At 69.8% G+C, this 24,165-nt stretch carries 25 protein-coding genes and 3 tRNA genes; 2 read left to right on the top strand and 26 right to left on the bottom strand.

What is annotated here, in order from left to right; all coding sequences use genetic code 11:
- Positions 1-112: 112 nt before the first annotated feature.
- The 15 genes from BCF44_RS02495 to rplJ form a co-directional block, all read right to left on the bottom strand.
- Positions 113-847 (bottom strand): hypothetical protein, encoded by a 735-nt coding sequence (locus BCF44_RS02495; RefSeq protein ID WP_116172393.1) that lies wholly within the window; start codon positions 845-847, stop codon positions 113-115.
- Positions 848-1,484: 637 nt separating this feature from the next.
- On the bottom strand, positions 1,485-2,036 hold the full coding sequence (locus BCF44_RS02485) for a DUF2017 family protein (RefSeq protein WP_170217302.1): 552 nt from the start codon (positions 2,034-2,036) through the stop codon (positions 1,485-1,487).
- A 131-nt stretch (positions 2,037-2,167) separates the two neighbouring features.
- Positions 2,168-3,016, bottom strand: coding sequence for a hypothetical protein (locus BCF44_RS02480; RefSeq protein ID WP_116172390.1), 849 nt, complete (start codon positions 3,014-3,016; stop codon positions 2,168-2,170).
- Positions 3,017-3,038: 22 nt separating this feature from the next.
- A complete protein-coding gene (locus tag BCF44_RS02475; protein ID WP_116172389.1) occupies positions 3,039-3,575 on the bottom strand; it encodes a hypothetical protein in 537 nt (178 codons plus the stop codon).
- Positions 3,576-3,614: 39 nt separating this feature from the next.
- The gene (locus BCF44_RS02470; RefSeq protein WP_116172388.1) at positions 3,615-4,880 is read right to left on the bottom strand and encodes an MCE family protein; all 1,266 of its coding nucleotides are present in this window, start codon (positions 4,878-4,880) and stop codon (positions 3,615-3,617) included.
- On the bottom strand, positions 4,880-6,058 hold the full coding sequence (locus BCF44_RS02465; protein WP_116172387.1) for an MCE family protein: 1,179 nt from the start codon (positions 6,056-6,058) through the stop codon (positions 4,880-4,882). The genes BCF44_RS02470 and BCF44_RS02465 overlap by 1 nt, the downstream gene beginning before the upstream one ends.
- Positions 6,055-7,242, bottom strand: a complete 1,188-nt coding sequence (locus tag BCF44_RS02460; protein WP_116172851.1) for an MCE family protein — start codon at positions 7,240-7,242, stop codon at positions 6,055-6,057. The genes BCF44_RS02465 and BCF44_RS02460 overlap by 4 nt, the downstream gene beginning before the upstream one ends.
- A complete protein-coding gene (locus BCF44_RS02455) occupies positions 7,239-8,222 on the bottom strand; it encodes an MCE family protein (protein ID WP_116172386.1) in 984 nt (327 codons plus the stop codon). Before BCF44_RS02455 ends, BCF44_RS02460 begins: the two co-directional genes overlap by 4 nt.
- The gene (locus BCF44_RS02450) at positions 8,219-9,244 is read right to left on the bottom strand and encodes an MCE family protein (RefSeq protein ID WP_116172385.1); all 1,026 of its coding nucleotides are present in this window, start codon (positions 9,242-9,244) and stop codon (positions 8,219-8,221) included. The genes BCF44_RS02455 and BCF44_RS02450 overlap by 4 nt, the downstream gene beginning before the upstream one ends.
- Complete coding sequence (locus BCF44_RS02445) at positions 9,241-10,566, bottom strand: MCE family protein (RefSeq protein ID WP_116172384.1); 1,326 nt, start codon at positions 10,564-10,566, stop codon at positions 9,241-9,243. Before BCF44_RS02445 ends, BCF44_RS02450 begins: the two co-directional genes overlap by 4 nt.
- The gene (locus BCF44_RS02440) at positions 10,563-11,381 is read right to left on the bottom strand and encodes an MlaE family ABC transporter permease (protein WP_116172850.1); all 819 of its coding nucleotides are present in this window, start codon (positions 11,379-11,381) and stop codon (positions 10,563-10,565) included. The genes BCF44_RS02445 and BCF44_RS02440 overlap by 4 nt, the downstream gene beginning before the upstream one ends.
- 11 nt (positions 11,382-11,392) lie before the next feature.
- Positions 11,393-12,181, bottom strand: a complete 789-nt coding sequence (locus tag BCF44_RS02435) for an MlaE family ABC transporter permease (RefSeq protein ID WP_116172383.1) — start codon at positions 12,179-12,181, stop codon at positions 11,393-11,395.
- On the bottom strand, positions 12,178-13,398 hold the full coding sequence (locus BCF44_RS02430; RefSeq protein ID WP_116172382.1) for an ABC transporter ATP-binding protein: 1,221 nt from the start codon (positions 13,396-13,398) through the stop codon (positions 12,178-12,180). The genes BCF44_RS02435 and BCF44_RS02430 overlap by 4 nt, the downstream gene beginning before the upstream one ends.
- 228 nt (positions 13,399-13,626) lie before the next feature.
- Positions 13,627-14,013: a 50S ribosomal protein L7/L12 gene (rplL, locus tag BCF44_RS02425; protein ID WP_116172381.1), complete on the bottom strand. Its 387-nt coding sequence runs from the start codon at positions 14,011-14,013 to the stop codon at positions 13,627-13,629.
- A gap of 60 nt (positions 14,014-14,073) precedes the next feature.
- Positions 14,074-14,607 carry a 50S ribosomal protein L10 gene (gene rplJ / locus BCF44_RS02420; RefSeq protein ID WP_116172380.1) on the bottom strand — a complete coding sequence of 178 codons (534 nt, stop codon included), beginning with the start codon at positions 14,605-14,607 and terminating at the stop codon, positions 14,074-14,076.
- Between the two features lie 284 nt (positions 14,608-14,891).
- Here rplJ and BCF44_RS02415 point away from each other — a divergent pair, with 284 nt between their 5' ends.
- On the top strand, positions 14,892-15,443 hold the full coding sequence (locus BCF44_RS02415; protein ID WP_116172379.1) for a hypothetical protein: 552 nt from the start codon (positions 14,892-14,894) through the stop codon (positions 15,441-15,443).
- Between the two features lie 57 nt (positions 15,444-15,500).
- Here the strand turns inward: BCF44_RS02415 and rplA are convergent, their stop codons facing one another.
- From rplA to BCF44_RS02390, 5 genes are all read right to left on the bottom strand, one after another.
- Positions 15,501-16,220 carry a 50S ribosomal protein L1 gene (gene rplA, locus BCF44_RS02410; RefSeq protein ID WP_116172378.1) on the bottom strand — a complete coding sequence of 240 codons (720 nt, stop codon included), beginning with the start codon at positions 16,218-16,220 and terminating at the stop codon, positions 15,501-15,503.
- Positions 16,221-16,418: 198 nt separating this feature from the next.
- Positions 16,419-16,853 carry a 50S ribosomal protein L11 gene (gene rplK, locus BCF44_RS02405; protein ID WP_116172377.1) on the bottom strand — a complete coding sequence of 145 codons (435 nt, stop codon included), beginning with the start codon at positions 16,851-16,853 and terminating at the stop codon, positions 16,419-16,421.
- 85 nt (positions 16,854-16,938) lie between these two features.
- Positions 16,939-17,745, bottom strand: coding sequence for a transcription termination/antitermination protein NusG (gene nusG, locus BCF44_RS02400; protein ID WP_116172376.1), 807 nt, complete (start codon positions 17,743-17,745; stop codon positions 16,939-16,941).
- A gap of 79 nt (positions 17,746-17,824) precedes the next feature.
- Positions 17,825-18,262, bottom strand: coding sequence for a preprotein translocase subunit SecE (gene secE / locus BCF44_RS02395; protein WP_116172375.1), 438 nt, complete (start codon positions 18,260-18,262; stop codon positions 17,825-17,827).
- A 29-nt stretch (positions 18,263-18,291) separates the two neighbouring features.
- Positions 18,292-18,364: transfer RNA gene (locus BCF44_RS02390), tRNA-Trp, on the bottom strand.
- Between the two features lie 172 nt (positions 18,365-18,536).
- On the opposite strand from BCF44_RS02390, the gene BCF44_RS02385 reads away from it, so the two are divergent.
- Positions 18,537-19,778 (top strand): pyridoxal phosphate-dependent aminotransferase, encoded by a 1,242-nt coding sequence (locus BCF44_RS02385; RefSeq protein WP_116172849.1) that lies wholly within the window; start codon positions 18,537-18,539, stop codon positions 19,776-19,778.
- Between the two features lie 45 nt (positions 19,779-19,823).
- Here the strand turns inward: BCF44_RS02385 and BCF44_RS02380 are convergent, their stop codons facing one another.
- The 6 genes from BCF44_RS02380 to BCF44_RS02355 form a co-directional block, all read right to left on the bottom strand.
- Positions 19,824-20,249 (bottom strand): MaoC family dehydratase, encoded by a 426-nt coding sequence (locus tag BCF44_RS02380; protein WP_116172374.1) that lies wholly within the window; start codon positions 20,247-20,249, stop codon positions 19,824-19,826.
- Positions 20,249-20,698 carry a MaoC family dehydratase N-terminal domain-containing protein gene (locus BCF44_RS02375; protein ID WP_116172373.1) on the bottom strand — a complete coding sequence of 150 codons (450 nt, stop codon included), beginning with the start codon at positions 20,696-20,698 and terminating at the stop codon, positions 20,249-20,251. Before BCF44_RS02375 ends, BCF44_RS02380 begins: the two co-directional genes overlap by 1 nt.
- A gap of 81 nt (positions 20,699-20,779) precedes the next feature.
- Positions 20,780-20,944, bottom strand: a complete 165-nt coding sequence (gene rpmG / locus BCF44_RS02370) for a 50S ribosomal protein L33 (RefSeq protein WP_025361417.1) — start codon at positions 20,942-20,944, stop codon at positions 20,780-20,782.
- Between the two features lie 139 nt (positions 20,945-21,083).
- Positions 21,084-21,156: transfer RNA gene (locus tag BCF44_RS02365), tRNA-Met, on the bottom strand.
- A 49-nt stretch (positions 21,157-21,205) separates the two neighbouring features.
- Positions 21,206-21,281 (bottom strand) — tRNA-Thr (locus BCF44_RS02360).
- A 78-nt stretch (positions 21,282-21,359) separates the two neighbouring features.
- Positions 21,360-23,966 carry a putative bifunctional diguanylate cyclase/phosphodiesterase gene (locus tag BCF44_RS02355; RefSeq protein ID WP_116172372.1) on the bottom strand — a complete coding sequence of 869 codons (2,607 nt, stop codon included), beginning with the start codon at positions 23,964-23,966 and terminating at the stop codon, positions 21,360-21,362.
- Positions 23,967-24,165: the final 199 nt, after the last annotated feature.

Below are 24,165 nucleotides of genomic sequence, written 5' to 3'. Positions count from 1 at the left end.
ACAGAGGGCAGCGCAAAGGGGCAGTCTAGCCCGGAGAACGGCGACTGTCGAGGGGTCCCTGGAAGGCCCACGGCGGTGCTCACCGACAGAGTGACCCCGCCCAGGCCCGCAGTCAAGGTGTCACCGGCCGATCACTCCAGTGGCGGACACCGAATCCACTCGCCCGGACGGCGCTGACCAGCGGCGACGGCCGCGGGGACGGATGATCACACTCGAAAGAGGTTGGCACACCCTGGCGAGTCGCCAGTGCCACGATCTCCGAAACAGTGTGGCGAACGTCACTCCCGAAGGTGCTGGTGAAGACCGCCGACGGCGGTGCCGCGAGCCGGTCGAGCACCTCCGCCAGCGCCCGGTCGAGCAGCCGCTCCCCCGGCCCGACCGGGGCGGCCGGGCGGACGTGCAGCACCGCCGCGTAGCCGGCCGCCGCGCCCGCCGCCGGGCCCTCCAGCCAGGCGCGGATCGACGCGTCGTAGTCCTCGCCGCGCAGCGCCAGGCCGACCCGGTAGCGCGCCAGCGCGCGCAGGGCGGCCCCGCTGACCAGCAGCACGCCCGTCGCCACCCGCGTGCGGGCGTGGCGCTCGCGGTCGCACGCGGCCAGCACGGTGTCGAACGCGGTCACCCAGTCCGCCCTGCGGAGCTGGGCCACGGTCGGGCTCCTGCCGGCCGTGGCGGCGCCGGGGCCCGGGTCGGCGAGCCCAGAGGAATCGAGCACCGGATCGTCCGGCACCGGGACCGGGCGCAGGCCCGCGGCCGCGAGCCGGGCCGCCAGGATGTGCAGTGCCGCGGTGCGCTCGGTGGGGCGCACGCCGAGCACCGCGATGGTCTTCGTGGGCGAGATGTCGGTCATGGGTCCAGCCTGGCGCTGGAAGCCGCTGATCGACCCCGTGTGGATCCCCAATCTTTTCTTGGCTCGTTTTGACCCCTGTGAGCTGCGGATTCGTTCCGGAAACGGGTCAGAAGTTCGGGTCGGTCGCCGGGTTTTCTTGGCGGGGAGGGCGAATTGTCGGGGTGCGGGGCTAGCTTCGGATCCGGAAAGGGGGTGTGTGCGCGGCGGTCCCGGGAAGGGGGACGTGGATGGCGAGCAAGGCGGAGCGGGACGAGGTGCGGGCGTGGATGCTCGAACTCGGCTGCCCGCTCGAGCGGATCGCCACCGAGATGGCACAGCGGTTCGGCGCCCGGCCCCGGCTGGCCTGGCGGTACGCGCTCGGCTGGACGCAGGTGCAGCTCGCGCACCGGTACAACCGGGCCAATCCCGGCCGGGCGATCAGCGCCGAGCGGGTCAGCGAGTGCGAGAACTGGCCCGCCTCCCGCGGCCGGCCCAGCCTGCAGTACCTGCTCGGGCTCGCGCGGGCGTACGGCAACGGGTGCAGCGCGCTCAAGCTCGCCGACCTGGACGACCTGCGCGCCATGCCCGAGCACGAGCGCGAGCTGCTGCTCGCCGGGCCCGCCGGCGGCGGGCCGCGGCGGACGCCGCTGCCGCTCGGTCAGCCCCTGGACGCGCCCAGTCCGGTGAACTCGCCGAGCGTGTCCACCACCGCGCGCAGCCAGCAGGCGCGGTCGTACCGGCGGCGCTGGTCGGCGGGGGCGTCCTCGGGCAGCGGCGCGGACAGCGCCTCGGGCACCCAGGTGGCCAGGTAGGCGATGCGCAGGCTGAGCAGCACCCGGGTCCAGGCGCGCAGCCGCTGCGGGTCGTCGGCCAGGCGCACCACGCCGCCCTCGGTCGGCAGGTTGCGCCAGGCGTCGGCCACCGCGGCGCGCAGCCCGCCGATCAGCTCCGGCTCCCACCACAGGCGGACCTCGGCCGGCTCGCTGTCCGGCACGTGCATGCGCAGCACGGCCTGGAGCGGCGGGTGATCGGTCTGCTCGGTCGGCAGCGCGATGCCGAGCACCTCGCCGAGCGGGTAGTCCGTCGTGTACTGGCTCAGCCGCCAGTCGAGCAGCGCGTGGAACTCCGCCAGCCTGCTGCGCAGCCACGCCACGCGCTCGGGCTCCAGGGTGCCGACCACGACGCCGTCATCCCGATGCCACTTGATCACGGACCCGACCTCCCCAGCCACCCGAACGGTTGATCAATATTTACCAGCTCACGGAGTGTGCGGGTGTGAAAGGGAGGAGTAATGACGCTCGGGCCGCCGTACTCGTGGCATTTGCGAACACCTCCACCCGCTCACCTCGGCGTGAGCCCGCTGATCAACCATTTCCCGTCCACCCGGTGCGCGTTCACCGTGTATACCAGGCCGACCGGGCTGGACTGGTTGGTGTCGGCCCTGGTGGTCGTCTGGTTCAGGAACGCCAGCAGGATCGCGTCGTCGCCCTGGAGCTGCTCGACGCCGATCTTGGCGACCTGCCCGGTCACCACCGCCTTCTGCGCCGGCGCCTGGGCCTTCACCTGCTCGAACAGCTTGTTGTAGTCGTCGAGGAACTTGCCGGTGCTCACCGCCTGGCCGGCCTTCTGCGCCCCGGCCAGGTCGGTGTACTTGTACGAGGACACCGTCTGCATGTCCCCGGTGACCTGGCTGATCACGTCCGCCGTCGCGCCGGTGTCGGTCAGCGCCTTGTTGCCCGCCGACCCGCTGTCGAGCACCTGGCCGGCCAGCCCGCGGAACACGAAACCCGCCGCCACGAGCACCGCGGCGATCAGGATCATCACGATCGGGCCGAGCACGGTCTTCGGCCGCAGCGCCGCCAGACGCCGGCCCGCCGGCGCCAGACGCTCCCCCAGCGGCTTACGCTCCGTGACCGGTTCGGGCTCGGGTTCGGGCGTCGGCCGGGACGTCGGGACCTCACGTGCCGGCGCCTCGTCGACCGGTTCGGCGCCGATCACCTCGGGGGCGAGCACGTCCCGGTCGACCACGTCCTTGTCGATCGGCGCCGGCTCGACCGGCAGCCGGCCGGACACGCTGTCCTGCACGGGGGTGTCCTGCGGGCGGACATCGGACGTCGGCCGGCGCAGGCCGGCGACCCGGGGCCGGCGGACCGGCTGCTGGGCGTTGGCGTTACGGCGGGGTGGTGGCACCTGCTGGTCCTTCCGCGGCCGGCTACTGCGAGCCCAGGACGATGGAGCCGGCCTGGCTCAGCTTCCAGCCCTGGTCCGTCCTGGTCAGCTGGATCTGCATGGGCAGCCGGTTGGCCGGCTTGCCGTTGTTCGGGGTGACGTCGACCTGGACGATGGCCACCACCGTCGCGGTGCCGGCGCGGTCGTCCAGCTCGGTCACGGCGGCGTCCAGCACCTTCGCCGTCGAGCTGGTCTTCTGGTCGGCGAGCTGCTTCTTCCAGTTGGCCTCGCCCTGCTTGATCGCGGTGGCCAGGTCGCCGGTGGAGGACTGCACGAGCCGGTCGAACGAGGCGTCCGGGTTCTTGTAGTCCAGCGTGTAGAAGTTGATCAGCTCCTCGCGGCCGACGCGCAGCACGTCATCCCGGGTGGCGGCGAACTTCACCGATTCGTCGCCGGACGCGGTCCCCCAGCTCACCATCGACGCGCCGCAGAAGATCAGCGCCGCGAGCAGCAGCACCGCCGCCACCGCGGACAGCGCGCCCTGCCATCGGGCCGTTCCGGTTGCCTGCTGGTTCGCCATGCCTCTCCAGGTTCGACTTCTCGGTCAGGGTAGGCCCGCTCAGCCCGACAGGCCGAGCAGCTGGGCCAGACCCGCGGGCCCCAGGTTCGCGCTGCCCAGTCCCGGCAGCAGCCCGACCATCGGGGCCAGGCCCGGCGGCGCCGCCGGCGACTGCTGGCCCGCGCCGGCTCCGCCACCGGCCACGGGCACCGCCGGCTTGCCGCCGTACGGGGCGTTCTGCGCGCCGCGCACGTCGATCGGGCTGCCCGTCGGCTCGGCACAGTACGCCTGGGTGTTCGGCGCCACCGGCGCGGTCACGTCGCCGGCGCGCTTGGCCGTGCCCTCGTAGCCCTTGGTGCACGGCGGCGGGTCGAACAGGTTGACCGCCAGGCCGAAGTGGGCCGTGCCGTCGCCGGGGACCACCGTGTAGGAGCCGCCGACCACCGCCGGGTAGGTCACGAAGATCTGCTCCAGGCCGTCCCTGCGGGGCAGCAGGATCTGTGACGTGGTCAGCAGGTTGGCGGTCAGGTTGCCCAGCGACACGCCGCTGTCCCTGAGCACGCCGTCGATCTGGTCGGCGGCCTGCGGCGCGGTGGTGATCAGCTTGCGCAGGTCGCCGTCCGAGCTCTTCAGCTGGGCCGCCAGCTGGCTCAGGCTGTGGCTGAACGACAGGATGTCCGAGGACTTGTCCAGCTGGGTCTGGAGCACGGTGTTGCCGTCCGCGAGCAGCGTCGTTGTCTGCGGCAGGTGCTGGGACGCGGCCCGGGTGAAGCTGCTGGTGGTGTCCAGCAGGGTCTGGAGGTTCGGGCCGGCGCCCTGGAACGCCGTGTCCAGCTCGTCCACCACGGTGCGCAGCGACTCCGTCGGCACCGAGCTCGACAGGTCGTCCAGGTTGGTCAGCAGGTCCTGCACCGGCGGCGGGGTGGCGGTGCGGGCCTGCGGGATGGTCGCCCCGGCCGCCAGGTACGGGCCGTCGTCGGTGTTCGGCCGCAGGTCGACGTACTGCTCGCCGACCGCCGACCGGTCCGCGACCACCGCCTGCGAGTTGGCCGGGATCCGCGTGTCGCTGGAGTCGATGTCCAGCTCGACGTGCACGCCGTCCTTGCTCAGGGTCAGCGGGCCGACCCGGCCGACGGTGACGCCGCGGTAGGTCACCTCGGCGCCGGTGAAGATGCCGCCGGAGTCGGCCAGCGCCACGTCGATCGCGTAGCCGCGGGGGCCGAAGAGCCGGTCCACGCCGGCGTAGCGGAAGCCGGCGTAGCTCACTCCGACCAGCGCGATCACCACGAACGCGACGATCTGGAGCCGGACCTTGCGGGTCAGCATCAGTGCCCACCCCCACCCAGGAGTCCGCCGAGCAGGCCGCCGAGGCCGCCGGAGCTGGTGTTGCCGCCGGACCCGGTCGGCAGCGGCAGCGGCACGCCGTTGCCTGGCCCGCTGGTCCCGCCGGTGAGTCCACCCAGGCCCGGCAGCTGCGGCAGGATGCTCTGCCGGGACCGGCCCAGGTTGGACACCACGTCGCCCAGGTTGAGGTCCAGGTCGGCGAACAGGTTGGTGTAGTCGCCCTTCACGCCGGCCACCGTCGAGTCGGGGAACGGGAAGGTCAGCAGCAGCTGGAGCGACTTGGGCAGGTTCTGCCCGGTCGCGGCCAGCTGGGTCAGCGTCGGCTGGAGGTCCTTGAGGTCGGCGATCAGGTCCGCCTGGCTCTTGTTCACGGTGTCCACCGCGACGCCGGACAGCGCGCTCAGCGAGTTCAGCATGGTCACCAGTTGGTCGCGCTGCTGGGTGAGCACGGCCAGGCCCGGCCCGAGGTTGTCGATCGCGCCGGCCAGCTCGTCGCGCTGGGTGTTCAGCGTGCCGGAGAGGCGGTTCAGGCCGTCGAGCGCCTGCGTGATGTCGCCCCGGTGCGCGTCCAGATTGGACACCAGCGTGTTGAGGTTGGTCAGCAGCTGGCGGATCTGCGGCTCGTTGCCGGACAGCGCGCTGTTGAGCTGCTTGGAGATGTCCTGGATCTGCCCGATGCCGCCGCCGTTGAGCAGCAGGGACAGTGCCCCGAACACCTCCTCCACCTCGGGATTGCGGTTGGTCCGGTCCAGCGGGATGGTCGCGCCGTTGGCCAGTCGGCCGGCGGGGTTGTTCGGGGAGACCAGCTCCACGTACTTCTCGCCGAGCAGGCTGGACTGGCGCAGCTGGGCCGAGGCGTTGGCGGGCAGCTTCACGTCGCCGTTGACCTCGACGGTGACATCGGCGGTCCAGCCGTCCGGGCCGAGCCCGACCTTGGCCACCTTGCCGACGGCGACGTCGTTGACCTTGACGCCGGCCTGCGGCACCAGGTCCAGCACGTCCTTGAACTCGACGTGCACCTCGTACGGGTGGTCGCCGAGGTCGGCGCCGCCCGGCAGCGGCAGGTCGTACACGCCGCCGAACTCACCGCCGCTGCACCCGCCGAGCACGGTCGCGGCGGCCACGGCGAGCACCGCGAGCGCGGGGACACGACGCCTCACTTCTCACCCCCGACGATCGACTGGCCGAGCATCGGCACCGGCAGCGGCGGCAGCTTGCCCTGTTGCAGGGACTCGATCACCTGGGCCGCCGACGGCAGCGGCAGCACCTTGTTGAGCACGCCGGCCAGCTGGCCGCAGGCGTCGGACAGCACCTGCGGCACGTTCTTCGGCGTGGTCTGCTTGATCAGGTTGCAGACCATGGTGATCGGCGGCTGGGTCAGCTCGTTGATGTCCGCGCGGGTGTCCAGCGTGCCGGACGCCGCGTTGTAGGTGTTCTGGAGGTTGCCCAGGGCCAGCGGCGCGACGTCGAGCGACTCGGCCAGCGCGGCCCGCTGGTCCACCAGCACCTTGGTCACGTCGGCGAGCTTGTCCACATTGGACTTGATCTCGCTGCGGTTGTCGGCGATGAAGCCCTGCACCTGGCCCAGCGCGGTGGACAGCTGGCTGAGCGCGTCGCCGAGGTCGGTGCGCTCGCTCGCCAGGTAGCCCGACACCTGCGCGAGCTGGTCGTTGAACGTGCGCACCTGCTGGTCGCTCTGCGCCAGCGTGGTGACGAACTTCTGGAGGTTGTCGACCGTGCCGAACAGGTCGTCCTTGGAGCCCGCCAGGGTCGAGGTGGCCTGGCCCAGCTGCTTGATGGTGTCGTTGAGGTTCTGCCCGTTGCCGGCCAGGTTGGCCGCGGCCGTGTTGAGCAGGTCCGACAGCGCGCCGTTCTTGTTGGCCCCGTTCGGCCCCAGCGTCGTCGTCAGCTTGTCCAGGCTCTGGTAGAGCTGGTCCAGCTCGACCGGGGTGGCCGTGCGCTCACGGGGAATGGTCGCGTTGTCGGCCATCACCGCGCCGCCGGTGTAGACCGGCGTCAGCTGCACGTACCGGTCGCTGACCACGCTCGGCGACACCACGACCGCCTGGGCGTTGGCCGGCACCCGGATCGACTTGTCCACCGACATCTCCACCTTCACGGTGGTGCCCTGGGGCGTGACGGTGTCGATGCTGCCGACCCGCACGCCCAGCACCCGGACGTCCGAGCCCGGGTAGAGGCCGACGGCGGCGGAGAAGTACGCGGTGACCTTGTTCTGGTTGGTGGCGTACAGCAGCCACCACACGGCGGTCGCGACGACCAGCGCCAGCACGCACACGATGGCGACCGCCTGCGCCAGGCCGAGTCGGGTCCTGGTGGCCGTCATGGCGTGCACCCCTCGGGGTTGATCGGGCCGATCGCCGGCGGCAGCAACCCGCAGATGTAGGTGTCGAACCAGCGGCCGCTGCCCAGGGTGTTGGCGAACACCCGGTAGAACGGCGCCAGGTCGGCGATGCTCTTGGACAGGTTGGCCTGGTTGCGTTCCAGCACCGTGGTGACCTTGTCCAGCTGCTGGAGCGCCGGCTGCAGCTGCGCCTGGTTGTCGTTGACCAGGCCGGACAGCTGGGCGGAGAGGTTCTTGGTGCCGGTCAGCAGCTGGCCGATGGCGTTCTCCCGGCTCCGGAGCTCCTGGAGCAGCAGGTTGCCGTCCGAGAGCAGGGTCTGGAACTGCTGGTCGCGGTCCGAGATGGTCTTGGTGATCTGGTTGGTGTTGCCGAGCAGCTGGGCCAGCTGCTGGTCGCGGGACGAGATCGTCTTGGACAGCGCCGACAGGCCGGTCAGAGCAGTCTTCACGTCCTGCGGCGTGTTGGCGAAGGTCTGCGACAGCACCTCGAAGCTCTGCGCCAGCTGGCTGGTGTCCACCTGGCCGACGGTGGTGGCCAGGCCGTTGAAGGCCTCGTTGACGTCGTAGGGGGCTAGCGTGTGGTTGCGCGGGATGGCCGTGCCGGGGTCCAGCGCCTTCGTGCCCTGCGGGTCCAGCGCCAGGTACTTCTGGCCCAGCAGCGTCTTGATCTTGATGGCGGCCGTGGTCTGGTCGCCGACCCAGGCGTTGTCCACCCGGAAGTCGATCTTGACGTGGTCGCCGTCCAGGCCCACCGAGCGGACCTTGCCCACCTTCACGCCGGCGATGCGCACCTCGTTGCCCGGCACCAGCCCGGCGGCCTCGCTGAAGTCCGCCGAGTACGTCGTGCCGCCGCCGATGATCGGCAGGTCGTCGGCGAAGAACGCGGCCAGCATCAGCAGCGCGATGACGGTCAGGCCGACCGCGCCGATGATCAGCGGATTGCGCTCACGGAAGGGCTTCACGCCTTGCACCTCGCCTGGGTCACCGGCTCCACCGGCAGCGTCACCGGCGAGATGATCGGCGGCACCGCGACCGTGCCGCCGGCGCTGCACAGGAAGAAGTTGAACCAGGAGCCGTAGGTGGCCGTCCTGGTGATCGTCTCCACCTTGCCGGGCAGGTTCTGGAGGAACTGGTTGAGCATGTCGTTGTCGCCCAGGTTCTTCGACAGCGTGCCCAGCTGGGCTATGTCGTCCTTGAGCGGCTGGCGGCCCTGCTGGAGCAGGCCGGCGGTGCTGTCCGCGAGGTCGCCGAGCGCGCTGATCGAGTCGCCGATCGGCTTGCGCTCCTGGGCGAAGCCGCTGACCAACTGCTGGAGCTGCGTGATCAGCGAGGACAGCTGGTCGCCGTGCGCGTTGACGGTGTCCAGCACCGAGTTCAGGTTGTCGATGACCTGGCCGATCACCTTGTCCTTGTCGGCGATGGTCGAGGTCAGCGACGCGGTGTGCGCGAGCAGGCTGTCGATGGTGCCGCCCTCGCCCTGCAACACCTGGATGATCTCGTACGACAGCTTGTTCACGTCGTCCGGCGACAGCGCCTGGAACAGCGGCTTGAAGCCGTTGAACAGCACCGTCAGATCCAGCGCCGGCTTGGTGTGGTCCAGCGGGATGGTGCCGCCCGCCGGCAGCACCGCGTTCGGGTCGCCGGCGCCCGGCTCCAGCGCGATGTAGCGCTGGCCGACCAGGTTGCGGTACTTGATCGTGGCGGTCACCGAGGCGGGCAGCTTGTGGCCGCCGTCGATGGAGAAGCTGACCTGCGCCTGCCGGCGGTCCACCACCTGGATGCTGTCGACCGCCCCCACCTTCACGCCGGCGATGCGCACGTCGTCGCCGACATTGAGCGATGTGACGTCGCTGAACCGGGCGTTGTAGTCGCTGGCCGAGCGCAGGTCGATGTTGGCGATGGTGAGCGCGAGCAGGGTGGTGGCCAGCACGGTGATCACCATGAAGATGATCAGTTTGGTCAGCGGCGCGGCGATGCCCCTCACTTGAGCGTCACCTCCGCGCCCCGGTAGAGCGGGCCGACCAGCAGGCCGCTAGCGCCGGGCACGTCGTTGGGGGCCAGCCCCATCGACGGACCGAGCAGCAGGGAGAGCATGTCCAGCTCCTGGGTCGAGTTGGGCAGGCCGAGCGACGCCGACTGGGTGGTGGTGGCGGACGTGGCGGTGCCGGCGGGCAGGATGCCGTCGTTGATGCTGCGGGACGGGGTCGGCGGCTTGGAGCCGTCCTTGATCGGGCCGTCCGGCGGGTACTGGGGGAACGGGTTGGGCGAGGGCACCAGGTCGTAGCAGCGCGGGCCGCGGGTGTCGGCGTAGCGCGGCTCGTCCTGGTTGGGCAGGTACTTGCCGCGGTTGGCGGTGATCTCCAGCGTGATGTGCAGGCCCGGGTTGGCGGTGCCCTTGCCGAACGCCTGGTCGATGCGCGGCAGGAAACCCGCCATCTGCTTGAACAGGCACTGGTACTCGGGGGCGTACTTGGCCAGCACGTCCAGCGTCGGCCGGCTGGTGCCGGCCAGGTTGATCAGGTTGTTCTTGTTGGCGTACAGGAAGTTCGTGAGATCGCCGCTGGCCGTGGTCACCGACGCGTACAGGTTGGCCAGGTTCTGCTTCTCGTCCACCAGCGTCTTGCTGGTGGTGGTCAGGTCGGACAGCGCGTTGATCAGATCCGGCGCGGCCTGGCTGTAGGTGTTCGTCAGCGACGACAGCTTCTTGATGTCGGCGTCCAGATTGGGCAGTGACGGATTCAGCTGCCCCAGATAGGAATCCAGCTGCACCAGGGTCTGCCCCAGCTGCTCGCCGCGGCCGGACAGCGCCTGGTCGATCGCGGTGAGCGTGGTGGCCAGCTTCTCCGGCTGCACCGCCTGGAGCACCGGCATCAGATCGTCGAGCACGCGCTCCAGCTCGATCGCCGAGCTGCTGCGGTCCTGCCCGATCACGTCGCCGGCCGCGATCGACCGTGACGAGGGATCGTTGGGCAGCACCAGATCCACGTAGCGCTCGCCGAACAGCGTCTTGGGCAGCAGCTGCGCCGAGACGTTCGACGGGATCAGGTTCACCTTGTCCGGCTGGAGCGCCAGTGCGAGCTGCGCACCGTCCCCTGTGGACGTGATGGAGGAGACCTCGCCGACGATCAGCCCGCGCACCTTGACGTCCGACTGCGTCTGCAACTGGTTGCCGACGTGGTCGGTGCGCAGCAGCACCGTGACGGACTTGGTGAACATGCCGGCGTACGTGGCGATGCAGAACCACACGATCAACGCGATCACCGCGATGAACGCGACGCCCATGAGCCTGCGTCGTGCGACCCTCATCCGGCGATCCTCACCGTCGTCGTGGTGCCCCAGATCGCCAGGCTCAGGAAGAAGTCCAGCAGGCTCGTGGTGACGATCGCGGTCCGCACCGCGCGGCCGACCGCCACGCCGACGCCGGCCGGACCACCGGAAGCCCGGTAGCCGTAGAAGCAGTGCACCAGGATGATCACCACGCTGAAGACGAGCACCTTGCCGAAGGACCAGAGCACGTCGACGGGTGGCAGGAACAGGTTGAAGTAGTGGTCGTAGGTGCCGGCCGACTGCCCGTACACCTCCACGGTGATGGTCCGCGCGGCCACGTACGAGGTGAGCAGGCCGATCACGTACAGCGGGATGACCGCGATGAAGCCGGCGATGATCCGCGTGGTCACCAGGAACGGCAGGCTCGGCACGCCCATCACCTCGAGGGCGTCGATCTCCTCGGAGATGCGCATCGCGCCCAGCTGCGCGGTGAAGCCGGAGCCGACCGTCGCCGACAGCGCCAGGCCGGCGACCAGCGGCGCGATCTCCCGGGTGTTGAAGTACGCGGAGACGAAGCCGGCGAAGGCCGACGTGCCGATCTGGTTCAGCGCGGCGTAACCCTGAAGGCCGACAACGGTTCCGGTGAACACCGACAGGCCGACCATGACGCCGATGGTGCCGCCGATGACGGCCAGCGCGCCGCTGCCGAAGCTCACCTCGGCCAGCAGCCGCAGGAGTTCCTTGAAGTAGCGGGTGACCGTCCGCGGCGTCCAGGCCAATGCCTTGATGTAGAAGGCAAGCTGGTCGCCGAAGTTGTCGAGGGTCTCAAGTGGACGGTTGACCGCCCGGCGCATCGAAGCCACGATCACATCCCCTTCGCCGGAACCAGCTGAAGGTAGATCGTGGTGAGCACGAAGTTCACGAAGAACAGCAGCAGGAACGTGATGACCACGGACTGGTTCACCGCGTCGCCGACGCCCTTCGGGCCGCTGCCCGGGTTCAACCCGCGGTAGGCGGCCACGATGCCGGCCAGGAAGCCGAAGATGACCGCCTTGATCTCGCTGATCCACAGGTCCGGCAGCTGGGCCAGGGCGGAGAAGCTGGCCAGGTACGCGCCGGGCGTGCCGCCCTGGAGGATCACGTTGAAGAAGTAGCCGCCGAGCACGCCGACCACGCTGACCATTCCGTTGAGCAGCAACGAGATCAGCATCGAGGCGAGCACGCGCGGCACCACCAGGCGCTGGATCGGCGAGACGCCGAGCACCTCCATGGCGTCGATCTCGTCGCGGATCTTGCGGGAACCGAGGTCCGCGCAGATCGCCGAGCCGCCGGCGCCGGCGATCAGCAGCGCCGTCACGATCGGGCTGGCCTGCTGGATGATCGCCAGCACGGAGGCCGCGCCGGTGAACGACTGCGCGCCGATCTGACGGGTCAGCGAGCCGAGCTGGAGCGCGATCACCGCGCCGAACGGGATCGACACCAGCGCGGTCGGCAGGATCGTGACGCTGGCGATGAACCAGCACTGCTGGATGAACTCGCGCAGCTGGAACGGCCGGCGGAACACCATGCGGGTGGTGTCCAGGCCGAGCGCGAACAGCCGGCCGGTCTCCCGCAGCGCCCCGGCGCCCGGGAAGTTGGCGGTCGGTGCGGTCACTTCTCACCGCCCCGGCGCAGCCAGCCCCGCTTGCGCCCCGGTTCGGGGGCCGCGGCCGGCGCGTCGTCCGCGGTGAGCGCGCCGGACTGCGGCTGCCACTCGGTCTGCGGCAGGTCGGCGGTGCGCGGGTACGGGGTCGGTCGCGGCCCGTGGTTCGCGGTGGCGGTCTGCACCGGCGGCTGGACCTGGGTGGCGCCGGCGAACACGCCGTAGTGCTGCTGCTCCTCGCGGGTCAGGCTGTTGACGATCGCGTCCTGCGCCGTCGGCGGCAGCGTGTGCAGGATCTGCATCACGCGGTCCTTGCGTCGCTCGACCGCGCGGCGGATCGGCAGGCCCGGCGTCGGCTCCAGCTGCGGCACGATGCCGGTGCCGCCGCCGCCCTTCGGGCCGCCCAGCGTCCCACTCGAGCCGCCGGCCCGCAGCGCCGCCAGCTCGGCGGCGGCCTGGCCGGCGTCCTTCTCCTCGCTCATGCCGATCGGACCCTCGCGGCGGCCCATCAGGAACTGTTCCACCACCGGCTCGGTGGAGGTGAGCAGCACTTCGCGGGGGCCGAACATGACCAGTTCTCGGCGGAACAGCATGCCGATGTTGTCCGGCACGGTGCGGGCGGTGCCGATGTCGTGGGTGACGATCAGGAACGTGGCGTCGATCTGCGCGTTCAGGTCGACGATCAGCTGGTTGAGGTACGCGACGCGGACCGGGTCCAGACCCGAGTCGGGCTCGTCGAACAGGATGATCTCGGGATCCAGCACCAGCGCGCGGGCCAGGCCGGCGCGCTTGCGCATGCCGCCGGAGATCTCCCCCGGAAGCTTCTTCTCGGCGCCGATGAGGCCGACCATCTCCATCTTCTCCAGCACGATGCGCCGGATTTCCGCTTCGCCCTTCTTGGTGTGTTCGCGCAGCGGGAAGGCGATGTTGTCGAACAGGTTCATCGAGCCGAACAGCGCGCCGTCCTGGAACAGCACGCCGAAAAGCTTGCGCACGTCGTAGAGCTTGTGCTCGGAGCAGCGCACGATGTCGGTGCCGGTGATGACGATCCGGCCGTGTTCCGGCTTGAGCAGGCCGACCAGCGATTTCAGGAAGACCGATTTGCCGGTGCCCGACGGTCCGAGCAGGACACTGATCTCACCGGGCGGCAGCGTCAGCGTGACATCCCGCCAGATGGTCTGCTTGCCGAAGGACTTCGACAGCCCGTCGACGACCACCTCGACGCCCATCCGCACCTCCTCGCCGTGACCCGAATTACTCCGAGTGCGAATTGTGCACCCCGCAGCGCTGCGACGCCGTGGGACGTCTCCCTGGTGCAACGACCACGGACGGCGAAGGTTACTGGCGAGTTTCCTCCGAACGGGAACCCGTTGCCGAGCCGTTATCGTCCAGATGCAGCAGAGGCGGCCACCCTAACGGGTGACCGCCTCTGCGGGAAATGCGGTGGGGCTACGAGGTCACTTGAGGGTGATCTTGGCGCCCGCGGCCTCGAGCTTCTCCTTGGCGGCCTCGGCGGCCTCCTTGGCGACCTTCTCCAGGACCGGCTTCGGGGCGGACTCGACCAGCTCCTTGGCCTCCTTCAGGCCCAGGCCGGAGACGACCTCGCGGACGACCTTGATGACCTGGATCTTCTTGTCGCCGGCCGACTCCAGCACGACGTCGAACTCGTCCTGCTCCTCGGCGGCCTCGACCGGAGCGGCGGCGCCACCCACGGCGGCGACGGCGACCGGCGCGGCGGCGGTGACCTCGAAGGTCTCCTCGAACTGCTTCACGAACGCGGACAGCTCCAGGAGGGTCATCTCCTTGAAGGCGTCGAGCAGCTCGTCGGTGGTGAGCTTAGCCATGATGGCGTTCCTTCCTCATGAATAACGTGGCCGCCATGCAGGCGGGGATGTGGCTTGTGGTCAGCCCTCGGCCGGAGCCTCGGCTGCCTTCTTCTCCTGCAACGCGGCGGCCAACCGGGCGACCTGCGAGGCAGGCGCCTGGAACAGGCCGGCGGCCTTGGACAGGTTGCCCTTCATGGCGCCGGCGAGCTTCGCCAGCAGCACCTCACGGGAGTCGAGGTCAGCGATCTGCGTGACCTCGTCGACCGAGAGGGCCTTGCCGTCCATGTAGCCGCCCTTGATGACAAGGGCCTTGTTGTCCTTCGCGAAGTCACGCAGCGCCTTGGCCGCGTCGACCGGCTCGCCCTCGACAAACGCGATGGCGGTCGGACCGACGAGCAGACTCTCGAGACCCTCGACACCAGCGTCCTCGGCGGCACGCTTGACCAGGGTGTTCTTCGCGACGGTGTACGTGGTGCCCTTGCCGAGAGCGCGCCGCAGCACGGTGAGCTGCGCCATGGACAGCCCGCGGTACTCGGTGACAACCGCGGCCGAGCTGGCCCGGAACTTCTCCGAGATCTCAGCAACGGCGGTGACCTTGCCTGGCTTCGCCATGGTCGCCTCCTCTCTGCTTGGTAGCGGGGAACCCGCGAACACATCGCCGCGGGCGACCGCTGGAGGAGGTCCTGCAACAGAAAACGCCCCGGCGCAGACGGCACGGGGCGACAAAGTCATGGGCACGGCGCGAGCCGTGCGAATGTTGCCTCGTCCTCCTGCGCGGGCCGCCCGCTCGTCGCGGGACCTTCGTCTGGGCACGCCCAGACACCAGCGGTCTTCGGTGGAACTGGAACCAGGGTAGCAACCCGATGCCGCCAACTCCAAAACGCTAGCCTTGCCCGGTGGCGAAGGAGCGGCGGCGGCGCGCGTACCTCCCGGCCGGCATCGTGATCCTGGCGGTGCTCGGCGGCGGTCAGTACTACCTGTCCAACATCTTCGCCCCCGCCGACACCGGCTCAGGTTCGAACGGAGGCTCCGGCGGCACCGCGCCCGGCGCGGGCCAGCCCCTCAAGGGCGAGGCCAATCCGAGCTACGCGGTGGTGTCCGTGTACACGGCGGTCGCCGCGAACGAGCCCGACCTGGTGTGCCACGACGTGCTCGGCGGCATCGGCGGCGTCCACTTCGCGAAGGACTTCGACGCGAGCTCCTGCGACGACGCGATTCACAAGGCGTTCGCGAAGGTCACCGACCGGAATGCCTACGGCGGCGTCACGGTGCCCCAGGGCGCCGTGCACAACACGGGGTCTTCCTCGGCGACGGTCTACTCCTGCGCGATGTCGATCAGTGGTGGCGGCTCGCTGGGCACGTTCCTGCTGAGCAACACGGCCAACGGCTGGATCGTCGTCGACCACCAGCCCGATCCGGCCACGTGCCCATCGGCGGCGTCCGGCTAGAACTGAAAGGGGCCGCACCCCTCGCGGGATGCGGCCCCTCGTTCAGCTACGTCGCACTCAGGCGCCGGCCTCGTCGGTCAGCAGGTTGCGGGTGCGGTTCGGGTCGACCGGGATGCCGGGGCCCATGGTGGTGGAGAAGGTGACCTTCTTCAGGTACCGGCCCTTGGCGGCGGACGGCTTGGCCCGCAGCACCTCGTCCAGCGCGGCCGCGTAGTTCTCCACCAGCTTGTCGGTGTCGAACGAGGCCTTGCCGATCACCAGGTGCAGGTTGGCCTGCTTGTCCACCCGGAAGTTGATCTTGCCGCCCTTGATGTCGGTGATCGCCTTGGCGACCGCCGGCGTCACGGTGCCGGTCTTCGGGTTCGGCATCAGGCCACGGGGGCCGAGGATGCGGGCGATGCGGCCGACCTTGGCCATCTGGTCGGGCGTCGCGATCGCGGCGTCGAAATCGAGCCAGCCACCCTGGATGCGCTCGATCAGGTCGTCGCTGCCGACGGCGTCCGCGCCGGCGGCCTCGGCCTCGGCGGCCTTGTCGCCGGTCGCGAACACGATCACCCGTGCGGTCTTGCCGGTGCCGTGGGGCAGGTTGACGGTGCCACGAACCATCTGGTCGGCCTTGCGGGGGTCGACACCGAGACGGATCGCGACCTCGACGGTGGCGTCCAGCTTGACCTTGGAGGTCTCCTTCGCCAGGTTGGCGGCCTCGAGCGGCGAGTACAGCCGCTCCCGGTCCACCAGCTCGGCGGCCTGGCGGTATGCCTTGCTGCGCTGCATGATTCCTGTCCTTCGTGGATCAGTAGTGGTTATGAGCTGCGCTGAGCTCTCCCACGCTGCCTTTTTGCCGCCCGTTCCGGGCGGGTGCTCGATCGCTCTGATCCGGTCTCTTCGCCTTGTCCAGGAAAATCGCTGAAAAGACGCGATTTTCCCGGCCCGCGGCTCCAGAGACCGGCGCGATCTCGCGGGGTGGTCTGTGTGTCAGCCTTCGACCGTGATGCCCATGGAGCGGGCGGTGCCGGCGATGATCTTCGCCGCCTGGTCCAGGTCGTCGGCGTTGAGGTCGGTCATCTTGGTCTGGGCGATCTCGCGGACCTGGTCCCAGCTGACCTTCGCGACCTTGGTCTTGTGCGGCTCGCCGCTGCCCTTCTCCACACCGGCGGCCTTGAGCAGCAGCTTCGCGGCCGGCGGGGTCTTGAGCTTGAAGTCGAACGAGCGGTCCTCGTACACGGAGATCTCGACGGGCACGACCGTGCCACGCTGCGACTCGGTCGCGGCGTTGTACGCCTTGCAGAACTCCATGATGTTGACGCCGTGCTGGCCGAGCGCCGGGCCGACGGGCGGCGCCGGGTTGGCGAGACCGGCCTTGATCTGCAGCTTGATGATCGCTGCGAGCTTCTTCTTCTTGGGTGGCATTTCGTCTGTCCTGTTATTCGTGTGGTTCCGCGCGGGGGCCCTGCCCGCCACCCGCGTGGCTGCGCGGCTCCCTGGCGGGAGCCGGTCAGATCTTGGAGACCTGGGTGAACGACAGCTCGACCGGCGTCTCGCGACCGAAGATCGACACGAGCACCTTCAGCTTCTGGCCGTCCGCGTTGACCTCACTGATGGTAGCCGGCAGCGTGGCGAACGGGCCGTCCATGACGGTGACGGACTCGCCGACCTCGAAGTCGACCTCGACGGTGGGCTTGGCCACGGCGGTGGCGGCCTTCTTGCCGCCCTCCTGCTTGGCGGTGTCCTGCTCGACCTGCGGGAGCAGGAACTTGAGCACGTCGTCGAGCGTGAGCGGGGACGGCTTGGAGGTGGCGCCCACGAACCCGGTGACACCGGGGGTGTTGCGCACCGCGCTCCAGGACGCGTCGTTCAGTTCCATCCGGACCAGGATGTAGCCGGGCAGCACCTTGCGCTGCACCTGCTTGCGCTGGCCGTTCTTGATCTCGGTGACTTCCTCGGTGGGCACCTCGACCTGGAAGATGTAGTCCTCCATGTCCAGGGTCTGGATGCGCGTCTCGAGGTTGGTCTTGACCTTGTTCTCGTAGCCGGCGTACGAGTGCACGACGTACCAGTCGCCGGGGGCGTGCCGCAGCGCGGCGCGCATCTCCTCGGCGGGGTCCAGTTCCTCGTCGACGGCCGCGGCGGCCGGCTCCTCGTCCTCGGACTCGAGCTGCTCGACCTCGGTGTCCTCGGCCACGTCCAGGTCGGCCTCGGACTCGGACTCGACGGCGTCGTCGGCGCCGGGCACGGCGTCGAGCTCCTGCTCGTCGGTGTCCGGCAGCTCCTGGCCGGCGGCGGCGCCGTTCTCGGAGGTCACAGCTGGGTCTCGCTTCCTCTCGTGCGTCAGTGTCCGGTCGCTCATGCCGGCGACCGGCGGACCCCTCTACCGGTTCGGGCTACTTGCCGAACAGGAAGGTCACGCCCTGGAGGAAGGCGAAGTCCAGTCCGAAGACCAACGCCACCATCACGGCCACGAACACCAGCACGACGATCGTGTACGTCAGCAGCATCTTGCGCGTCGGCCAGATGACCTTGCGCAGTTCGGCGACGACCTCGCGGAGGAACCGGACCAGGCGCTTGAAGACGTTGGGCCGCTTGGCCTTGCGGTCCCGCGACGCCGTCTCCTGGCCCTGCTCACGCTTCGACTGCGTGGTCTTGCCGTTGCTGCTGACAACCTTGGCCGAGTCGGCCTTGGCCGACTCAGTCTGGTCGCTCCCCGTCTCCGGCGCGACCTGGCGGGCGGAGGCGCGGCGCTCGCGTCGCGCTGCGGCGGTGACCGGACGGGCAGCGCCCTCGCGCTTCTCCGCCCGCTCCTGCTCGCGGTCCTCGCTCACGCCATCCTCCGCTCACCAAAGCTTCGATGCAGGGGCGACAGGACTTGAACCTGCAACCTGCGGTTTTGGAGACCGCTGCTCTGCCAGTTGAGCTACACCCCTTTGAGGCCGTCCTCCGCCGTCCCACGGACCCCGTGGGAACAGGCTTCATCACGACCCGGCTCGCCAGAGTCTACGGCACGAACGGGTGGTCACTGCAACCGCACTGGTCAACAGCGGTCTTCGGGGCCCCCGGACGCAAATTCGATGGGTGGCGTCTGCCACCATGAAGGCCATGGCAGCCCCCGAAGCTCCCCCTGTCCACAGTCCCGCGCAACGTCGCCGGGTCTCCGCCCGAATCGGCGGCATCGCCGAGTCCGCCACCCTCGCGGTGGACGCCAAGGCGAAGGCGCTCAAGGCGGCGGGCCGGCCGGTGATCGGTTTCGGCGCCGGCGAACCCGACTTCCCCACCCCCGACGCGATCGTCGAGGCGGCCGTCGCGGCCGCCCGCGACCCGCGCAACCACCGCTACACGCCCGCGGCCGGCCTTCCCGAGCTGCGCGAGGCGGTGGCGGCCAAGACCGCCCGCGACAGCGGCTACCAGGTGCAGGCCAGCCAGGTGCTGATCACCAACGGCGGCAAGCAGGCGGTGTACCAGGCGTTCGCGACGCTGCTCGACCCCGGTGACGAGGTCATCATGCCGGCGCCGTACTGGACCACCTACCCGGAGGCGATCACGCTCGCCGGCGGCGTCCCGGTGCAGGTGACCGCGGACGAGTCGACCGGCTACCTGGTCACCGTCGAGCAGCTGGAGGCGGCCCGCACGCCGCGCACCAAGGTGCTGCTGTTCGTGTCGCCGTCCAACCCGACCGGCGCCGTCTACGACCGCGAGCAGACCGAGGCGATCGGCCGCTGGGCGCTGGAGCACGGCATCTGGGTCGTCACCGACGAGATCTACGAGCACCTGGTGTACGACGGCGCGCAGGCGCACTCGCTGCCGGTGCTGGTGCCCGAGCTCGCGGACACCACCGTGGTGCTCAACGGCGTCGCCAAGACGTACGCGATGACCGGCTGGCGGGTGGGCTGGATGATCTCCCCCGCCGATGTCACCAAGGCCGCCGCGAACCTCCAGTCGCACCTGTCGTCCAACGTGAGCAACGTGTCGCAGCGCGCCGCGCTGGCGGCGGTCTCCGGCTCGCTGGACGCGGTGTACGAGATGCGCACCGCCTTCGACCGCCGCCGCAAGGCGATGGTCGAGCTGCTGTCGGCGATCCCCGGCGTGGAGTGCCCGACCCCGAAGGGCGCGTTCTACGCGTACCCGTCGGTGAAGGGCGTGCTGGGCAAGGAGATCCGCGGCCAGCGCCCGGAGACCAGCGGCGAGCTGGCCGCCCTGGTGCTGGAGCACGCGGAGGTGGCGGTGGTGCCGGGCGAGGCCTTCGGCACCCCCGGCTACTTCCGGCTCTCCTACGCGCTCGGCGACGACGACCTGGTCACCGGCGTCAACCGCATGGGCGACCTGCTTCGCGAGGCCAAGTAGGCGAAAGGGCCCTCCCGACCGGGAGGGCCCTTTCACTCGAACGAACTAGCCGAGCCGGACGATCGCGGTGGGCCGGCCGAGCACCGTCTGCCCCTCGAAGGCGACGGTGATCGCCACCTTGGCGGTGCCGTCCTCGCTCACCTCGGTGACCTTGCCGGTGATCTCCAGCAGCGCGCCCTCGCCGTCGTTGGGCACGGGCACCGGCCGGGTGAACTTGGTGGTGGTCTCGACGATCGCGCCGGGGTCGCCGACCCAGTCGCTGACGAGTTCGTTGGCCAGCGCCATGGTCAGCATGCCGTGCGCGATGACGCCGGGCAGGCCGACCTCGGCGGCGAACTTCTCGTTCCAGTGGATGGGGTTGAAGTCCAGCGAGGCGCCGGCGTAGCGGACTAGGCGGTCGCGGGTGACCCGGACCTGCTTGGCCGGCAGCTCGTCGCCCTTGGTGACCTTGGAGGCGGGCAGCCTGCTCATCACGCGTCCTCCCCTCGGGCCACCAGCAGCCCGGTCGACGTGCACACGGCCCGGCCGTCCTCGGTGGTGATCTCGGCGCGGATGGTCAGGAAGTCGTTGCCCATCCGGGTCTGCACGTCGTCCACGTGCACCTCGCTGACCAGCCGGTCGCCGGCGACCATCGGCCGGTGGTGGACGAAGGTCTGCGAGCCGTGCACCACCCGGCTGTAGTCCAGGCCCAGCTCGGGATCGTCGACGACGATCGAGGTGGCCTTCATGGAGATGACCGTGGCGAAGGTCGGCGGCGCGATCACGTCGGCGTAGCCGGCGGCGCGCGCGGCCTCGGGGTCGCGGTGCAGCGGGCTGGCCGCGCCGACGGCGTCGGCGAACTCGCGGATCTTCTCGCGGCCTACCTCGTACACGTCACCCGGCGGGTAGCTGCGTCCTGTGAACGACTGGTCCAGTGGCACCGGGCCAGGTTAGCCGGCAACTTTCCCAGAACGCGGCGAGGCCGCCCCGAGCACTCGGGGCGGCCTCGTCGAAGCGGAAGCTCAGCGGGTTTCCTTGTGGGCACGGTGCGTGCCGCAGTTCGGGCAGAACTTCTTGATCTCCAGGCGGTCGGGGTCGTTCCGACGGTTCTTCCTGGTGATGTAGTTGCGGTGCTTGCACTCCTCGCACGCGAGGGTGATCTTCGGTCGCACGTCGGTCGCAGCCACGGGGCACCTCTCCTATCGCTAGTCCCCCGTGCCGGGGGTCAAGGGGGCGGAGCCCCCTTGCTTGGGGTCTGGGGCGAGAGCCCCAGTGTATGGCGGAGCGATCAGGCTCGGCTTCGCCGAGCACACGTTCCCCATCGAGTAGCGATGGCCGGACTTGAACCGGCGACACAGCGATTATGAGTCGCTTGCTCTACCAACTGAGCTACACCGCCTCACACGCAGAGCAGCCGCGATGCCAACACGAAGCACCGCGGCGATCTCTGGAGCCCCAATACGGAATCGAACCGTAGACCTTCTCCTTACCATGGAGACGCTCTGCCGACTGAGCTATTGGGGCCTTGCTCTTGCGGAGCGATTAGAACTCTAGCGTACGGACCCCGCGATCACGAAATCGGGGGGCCACCTCCCACCTGCGTCAACTGACCAACGTGAGGACCGTCTCATCCCGCAGGCCACGGGCCCGGATCGTGCGCGCCCGCAGCCAGGCCTCGAAGCGCTCCTCGGACAGCGGCCGCGAGATCAGGTAGCCCTGCGCGACATCGCAGCCCATGCTGACGAGCTGCTCCCGTGCGGAGTCCTCCTCGACGCCCTCGGCGACCACGGTCAGCCCGAGCGAGTGCCCCAGCTCGACGATGGCCCGCACGACGGCCATGTCCGACAGGTCGGTGCCCATGCCGAGCACGAACGACTTGTCGATCTTCACCTCGTCCACCGGCAGCTGCCGCAGGTAGGCCAGCGACGAGTAGCCGGTGCCGAAGTCGTCCACGGCCAGCGTCACGCCCATGGCGTGCAGCCGCCGCAGCACCGGCAGCGCCCGCTCCGGGTCGGACATCACGCCGGACTCGGTGAGCTCGAAGGTGAGCAGCTGTGGCGGCACGTCGTAGCGGCGCAGCGCCTCGGCGACCAGGTCCGGGAAGTTGGCGTCGGCCAGGTTGCGCACGGACAGGTTGACGGCGGTGGACATGCGCAGCCCACGGTCCAGCCATGACCGCACCCGCTGCAACCCCTGCTCCATCACGAACGACGTGAGCGCGTCGACCAGGCCGGTGGCCTCCACGGCGGGCACGAACTCGTCCGGGTCGAGCGGCCCGAACTCGGGGTGCCGCCACCGCACCAGCGCCTCCACGCCGACCACCTGCCGGCTCGGCAGCGCGATCTTCGGCTGGTAGTGCACGGTGACCTGGCCGGTCTCCAGCGCGGACCGGAACTGGGTGACCAGCTGGAACCGCCGCAGGAAGATCTGGCCCATGCTCGGCGCGTAGCCGCGTACGGGGTCGCTGCCGCTGTGCGCGGCCTGCACGGCCACGTCGGCGCGCTGCAAGAGGGTGTCGACGTCGAGGGTGTCGTCGCCGTCCTCGGTGGTGTTGGAGACGTAGCCGATCAGCGCGCTGGCCTCCACGGTCAGCTTGTCCACCGGGTACGGCATGGACAGCCCCGCGCGCAGCTTCTCGCCGACCTCCTGTGCCTGCGCGTGCGTACGGTCGACGAGCAGCGCCGCGAAGGAGCCGCCCTCCAGTCGTGCCAGCGGCACCTCGTTGCCGAGGGCGTCGCGCAGCCGGCGGCTCGCCGCGAGCACCATGCGGTCGCCCCACGCGTAACCGAGCGCGTCCGCGACGCCGGACATCACATCCAGGTCGATGCGCATGACCACGCAGTTGTCCTCACCGCGCACGGGTTCGCCGGCGACCTCACGGAAGCCCGTGCGGTTGAGCAGCCCGGTCAGCGGGTCGTGGTACGCGTGGTGACGCAGCCGCCCGACCAGCCGCCGGTTGTCCATGGCGGTGGCGAGGTGGCTGGACAGCGTGCGCAGCAGCCGCACGTCGGCGCTGCCGAAGCCACGCCAGCGGCTGAGGCGGTCGTGCACCTCCATGGCGCCGAGCGGCTGGCTGGCGCCGCGCAGCGGCACCACCAGCACCTCGTACACGCCGCGGCGGCGCAGCGCCTCCTGCACGTCGTCGGCAGCGTCGGAGAGCTTGAAGTAGCGCACGTGGTTGCCGGCCAGCTGCAGGATCGGGTCGTCGCGGTCGGGGACGGTGTCCTCCGGCAGCGGCACGCCGGCGACGAGCTGGCGCACGTCGTCGGTGTCCAACTTGAGGTGCAGCACGACGCGCTTGGCGTTGAGCTGGTCCCGGATCCGCTCGACGATGGCCTGCCAGTCGGCGGGGTCCTCGGGCGGCAGCACGTTGGTCAGCACGGACGCCTTGTTCATGACGTCCTGGCCGGACCGCGCCACGTTGAGGCTGACGTCGGACAGCGTCTCCAGGTCCCGCTGCTCCCGCAGCAGCCCGGAGTACGCGCGGTACAGCGCCACCATCGACGCGGCGAGCAGGCCGGCCAGCAGCCAGCCCCACGGCGCGGTGTTCACGAGCACGAACGCGACCAGGCCGACGGTGACGTTCATCAGGCAGACGACCAGCGAGCGCAGGCCCAGCCGCGCGGCGGCGGGCATCCGCAGCTCGCCGCCGAGGACGTGCATGGCGCCGAGGCCCAGGGCGGTGCTGACCAGCGGTGACGTGAGCACGGCGAGCGAGGCGGCGGCCCACACGGGCATCGCGGTGAAGTCGTTGCGCAGCAGGTAGTAGGCGGCGTACGGGATCGCCACCTCGAGGCACATGATGCCGACGTGGTAGCTGAGGTGCCGCAGCTTGTGGCGGCTGATCTGCACGCCCAGCCCGGCCACCAGGTACGCGGCGAGCACGACCTCGAACGGCACCGTCACCAGGCCGAGCACCAGCGGGATCTCGGCGAAGGAGATCGTCCAGCTGACCTGCCGGACGTCGAAGTCGATGGAGAGCTGCTCGGACAGCAGGAAGCCGACGGCCAGCAGCGGGCCGGCGATCAGCAACTGTTCGGGCTGGGGATGGTCGGCGTGACCGAGCAGAACGGCCACCGCGACACCGAGGCCGGCGACCAGGACCGCCGCGGAGAACAGGCGGTACCGCCGGGTACGCTTCGGATCAAGCTGGGCGCGAACCGGCGGACGAGGCACCTCGGGTTGGACGGCACGGCGGTGGTCGGTCATCCACCCTCCTCGTCGGGCCACGCAGGCAGGGGCGCCTTCTCCCCCCTGACGACACTCCTGCCGGTGGTGTCCTCGGCATGACCGAGGGGTCCCGAGTGCACCGGAACCCCTCAATCCGCAGTTTACCCCGGTTGAGCGAGTGTGGCCCGTCTAGTTGACGAAGGCAACACTCCCAGTGAACAGTTTGGCTTCAGAAAGA

Source organism: Kutzneria buriramensis (assembly GCF_003387475.1).
In the GTDB taxonomy this organism is placed as follows: Bacteria; Actinomycetota; Actinomycetes; order Mycobacteriales; family Pseudonocardiaceae; genus Kutzneria; species Kutzneria buriramensis.
This window is presented reverse-complemented; position numbering and strand designations above follow the sequence as displayed.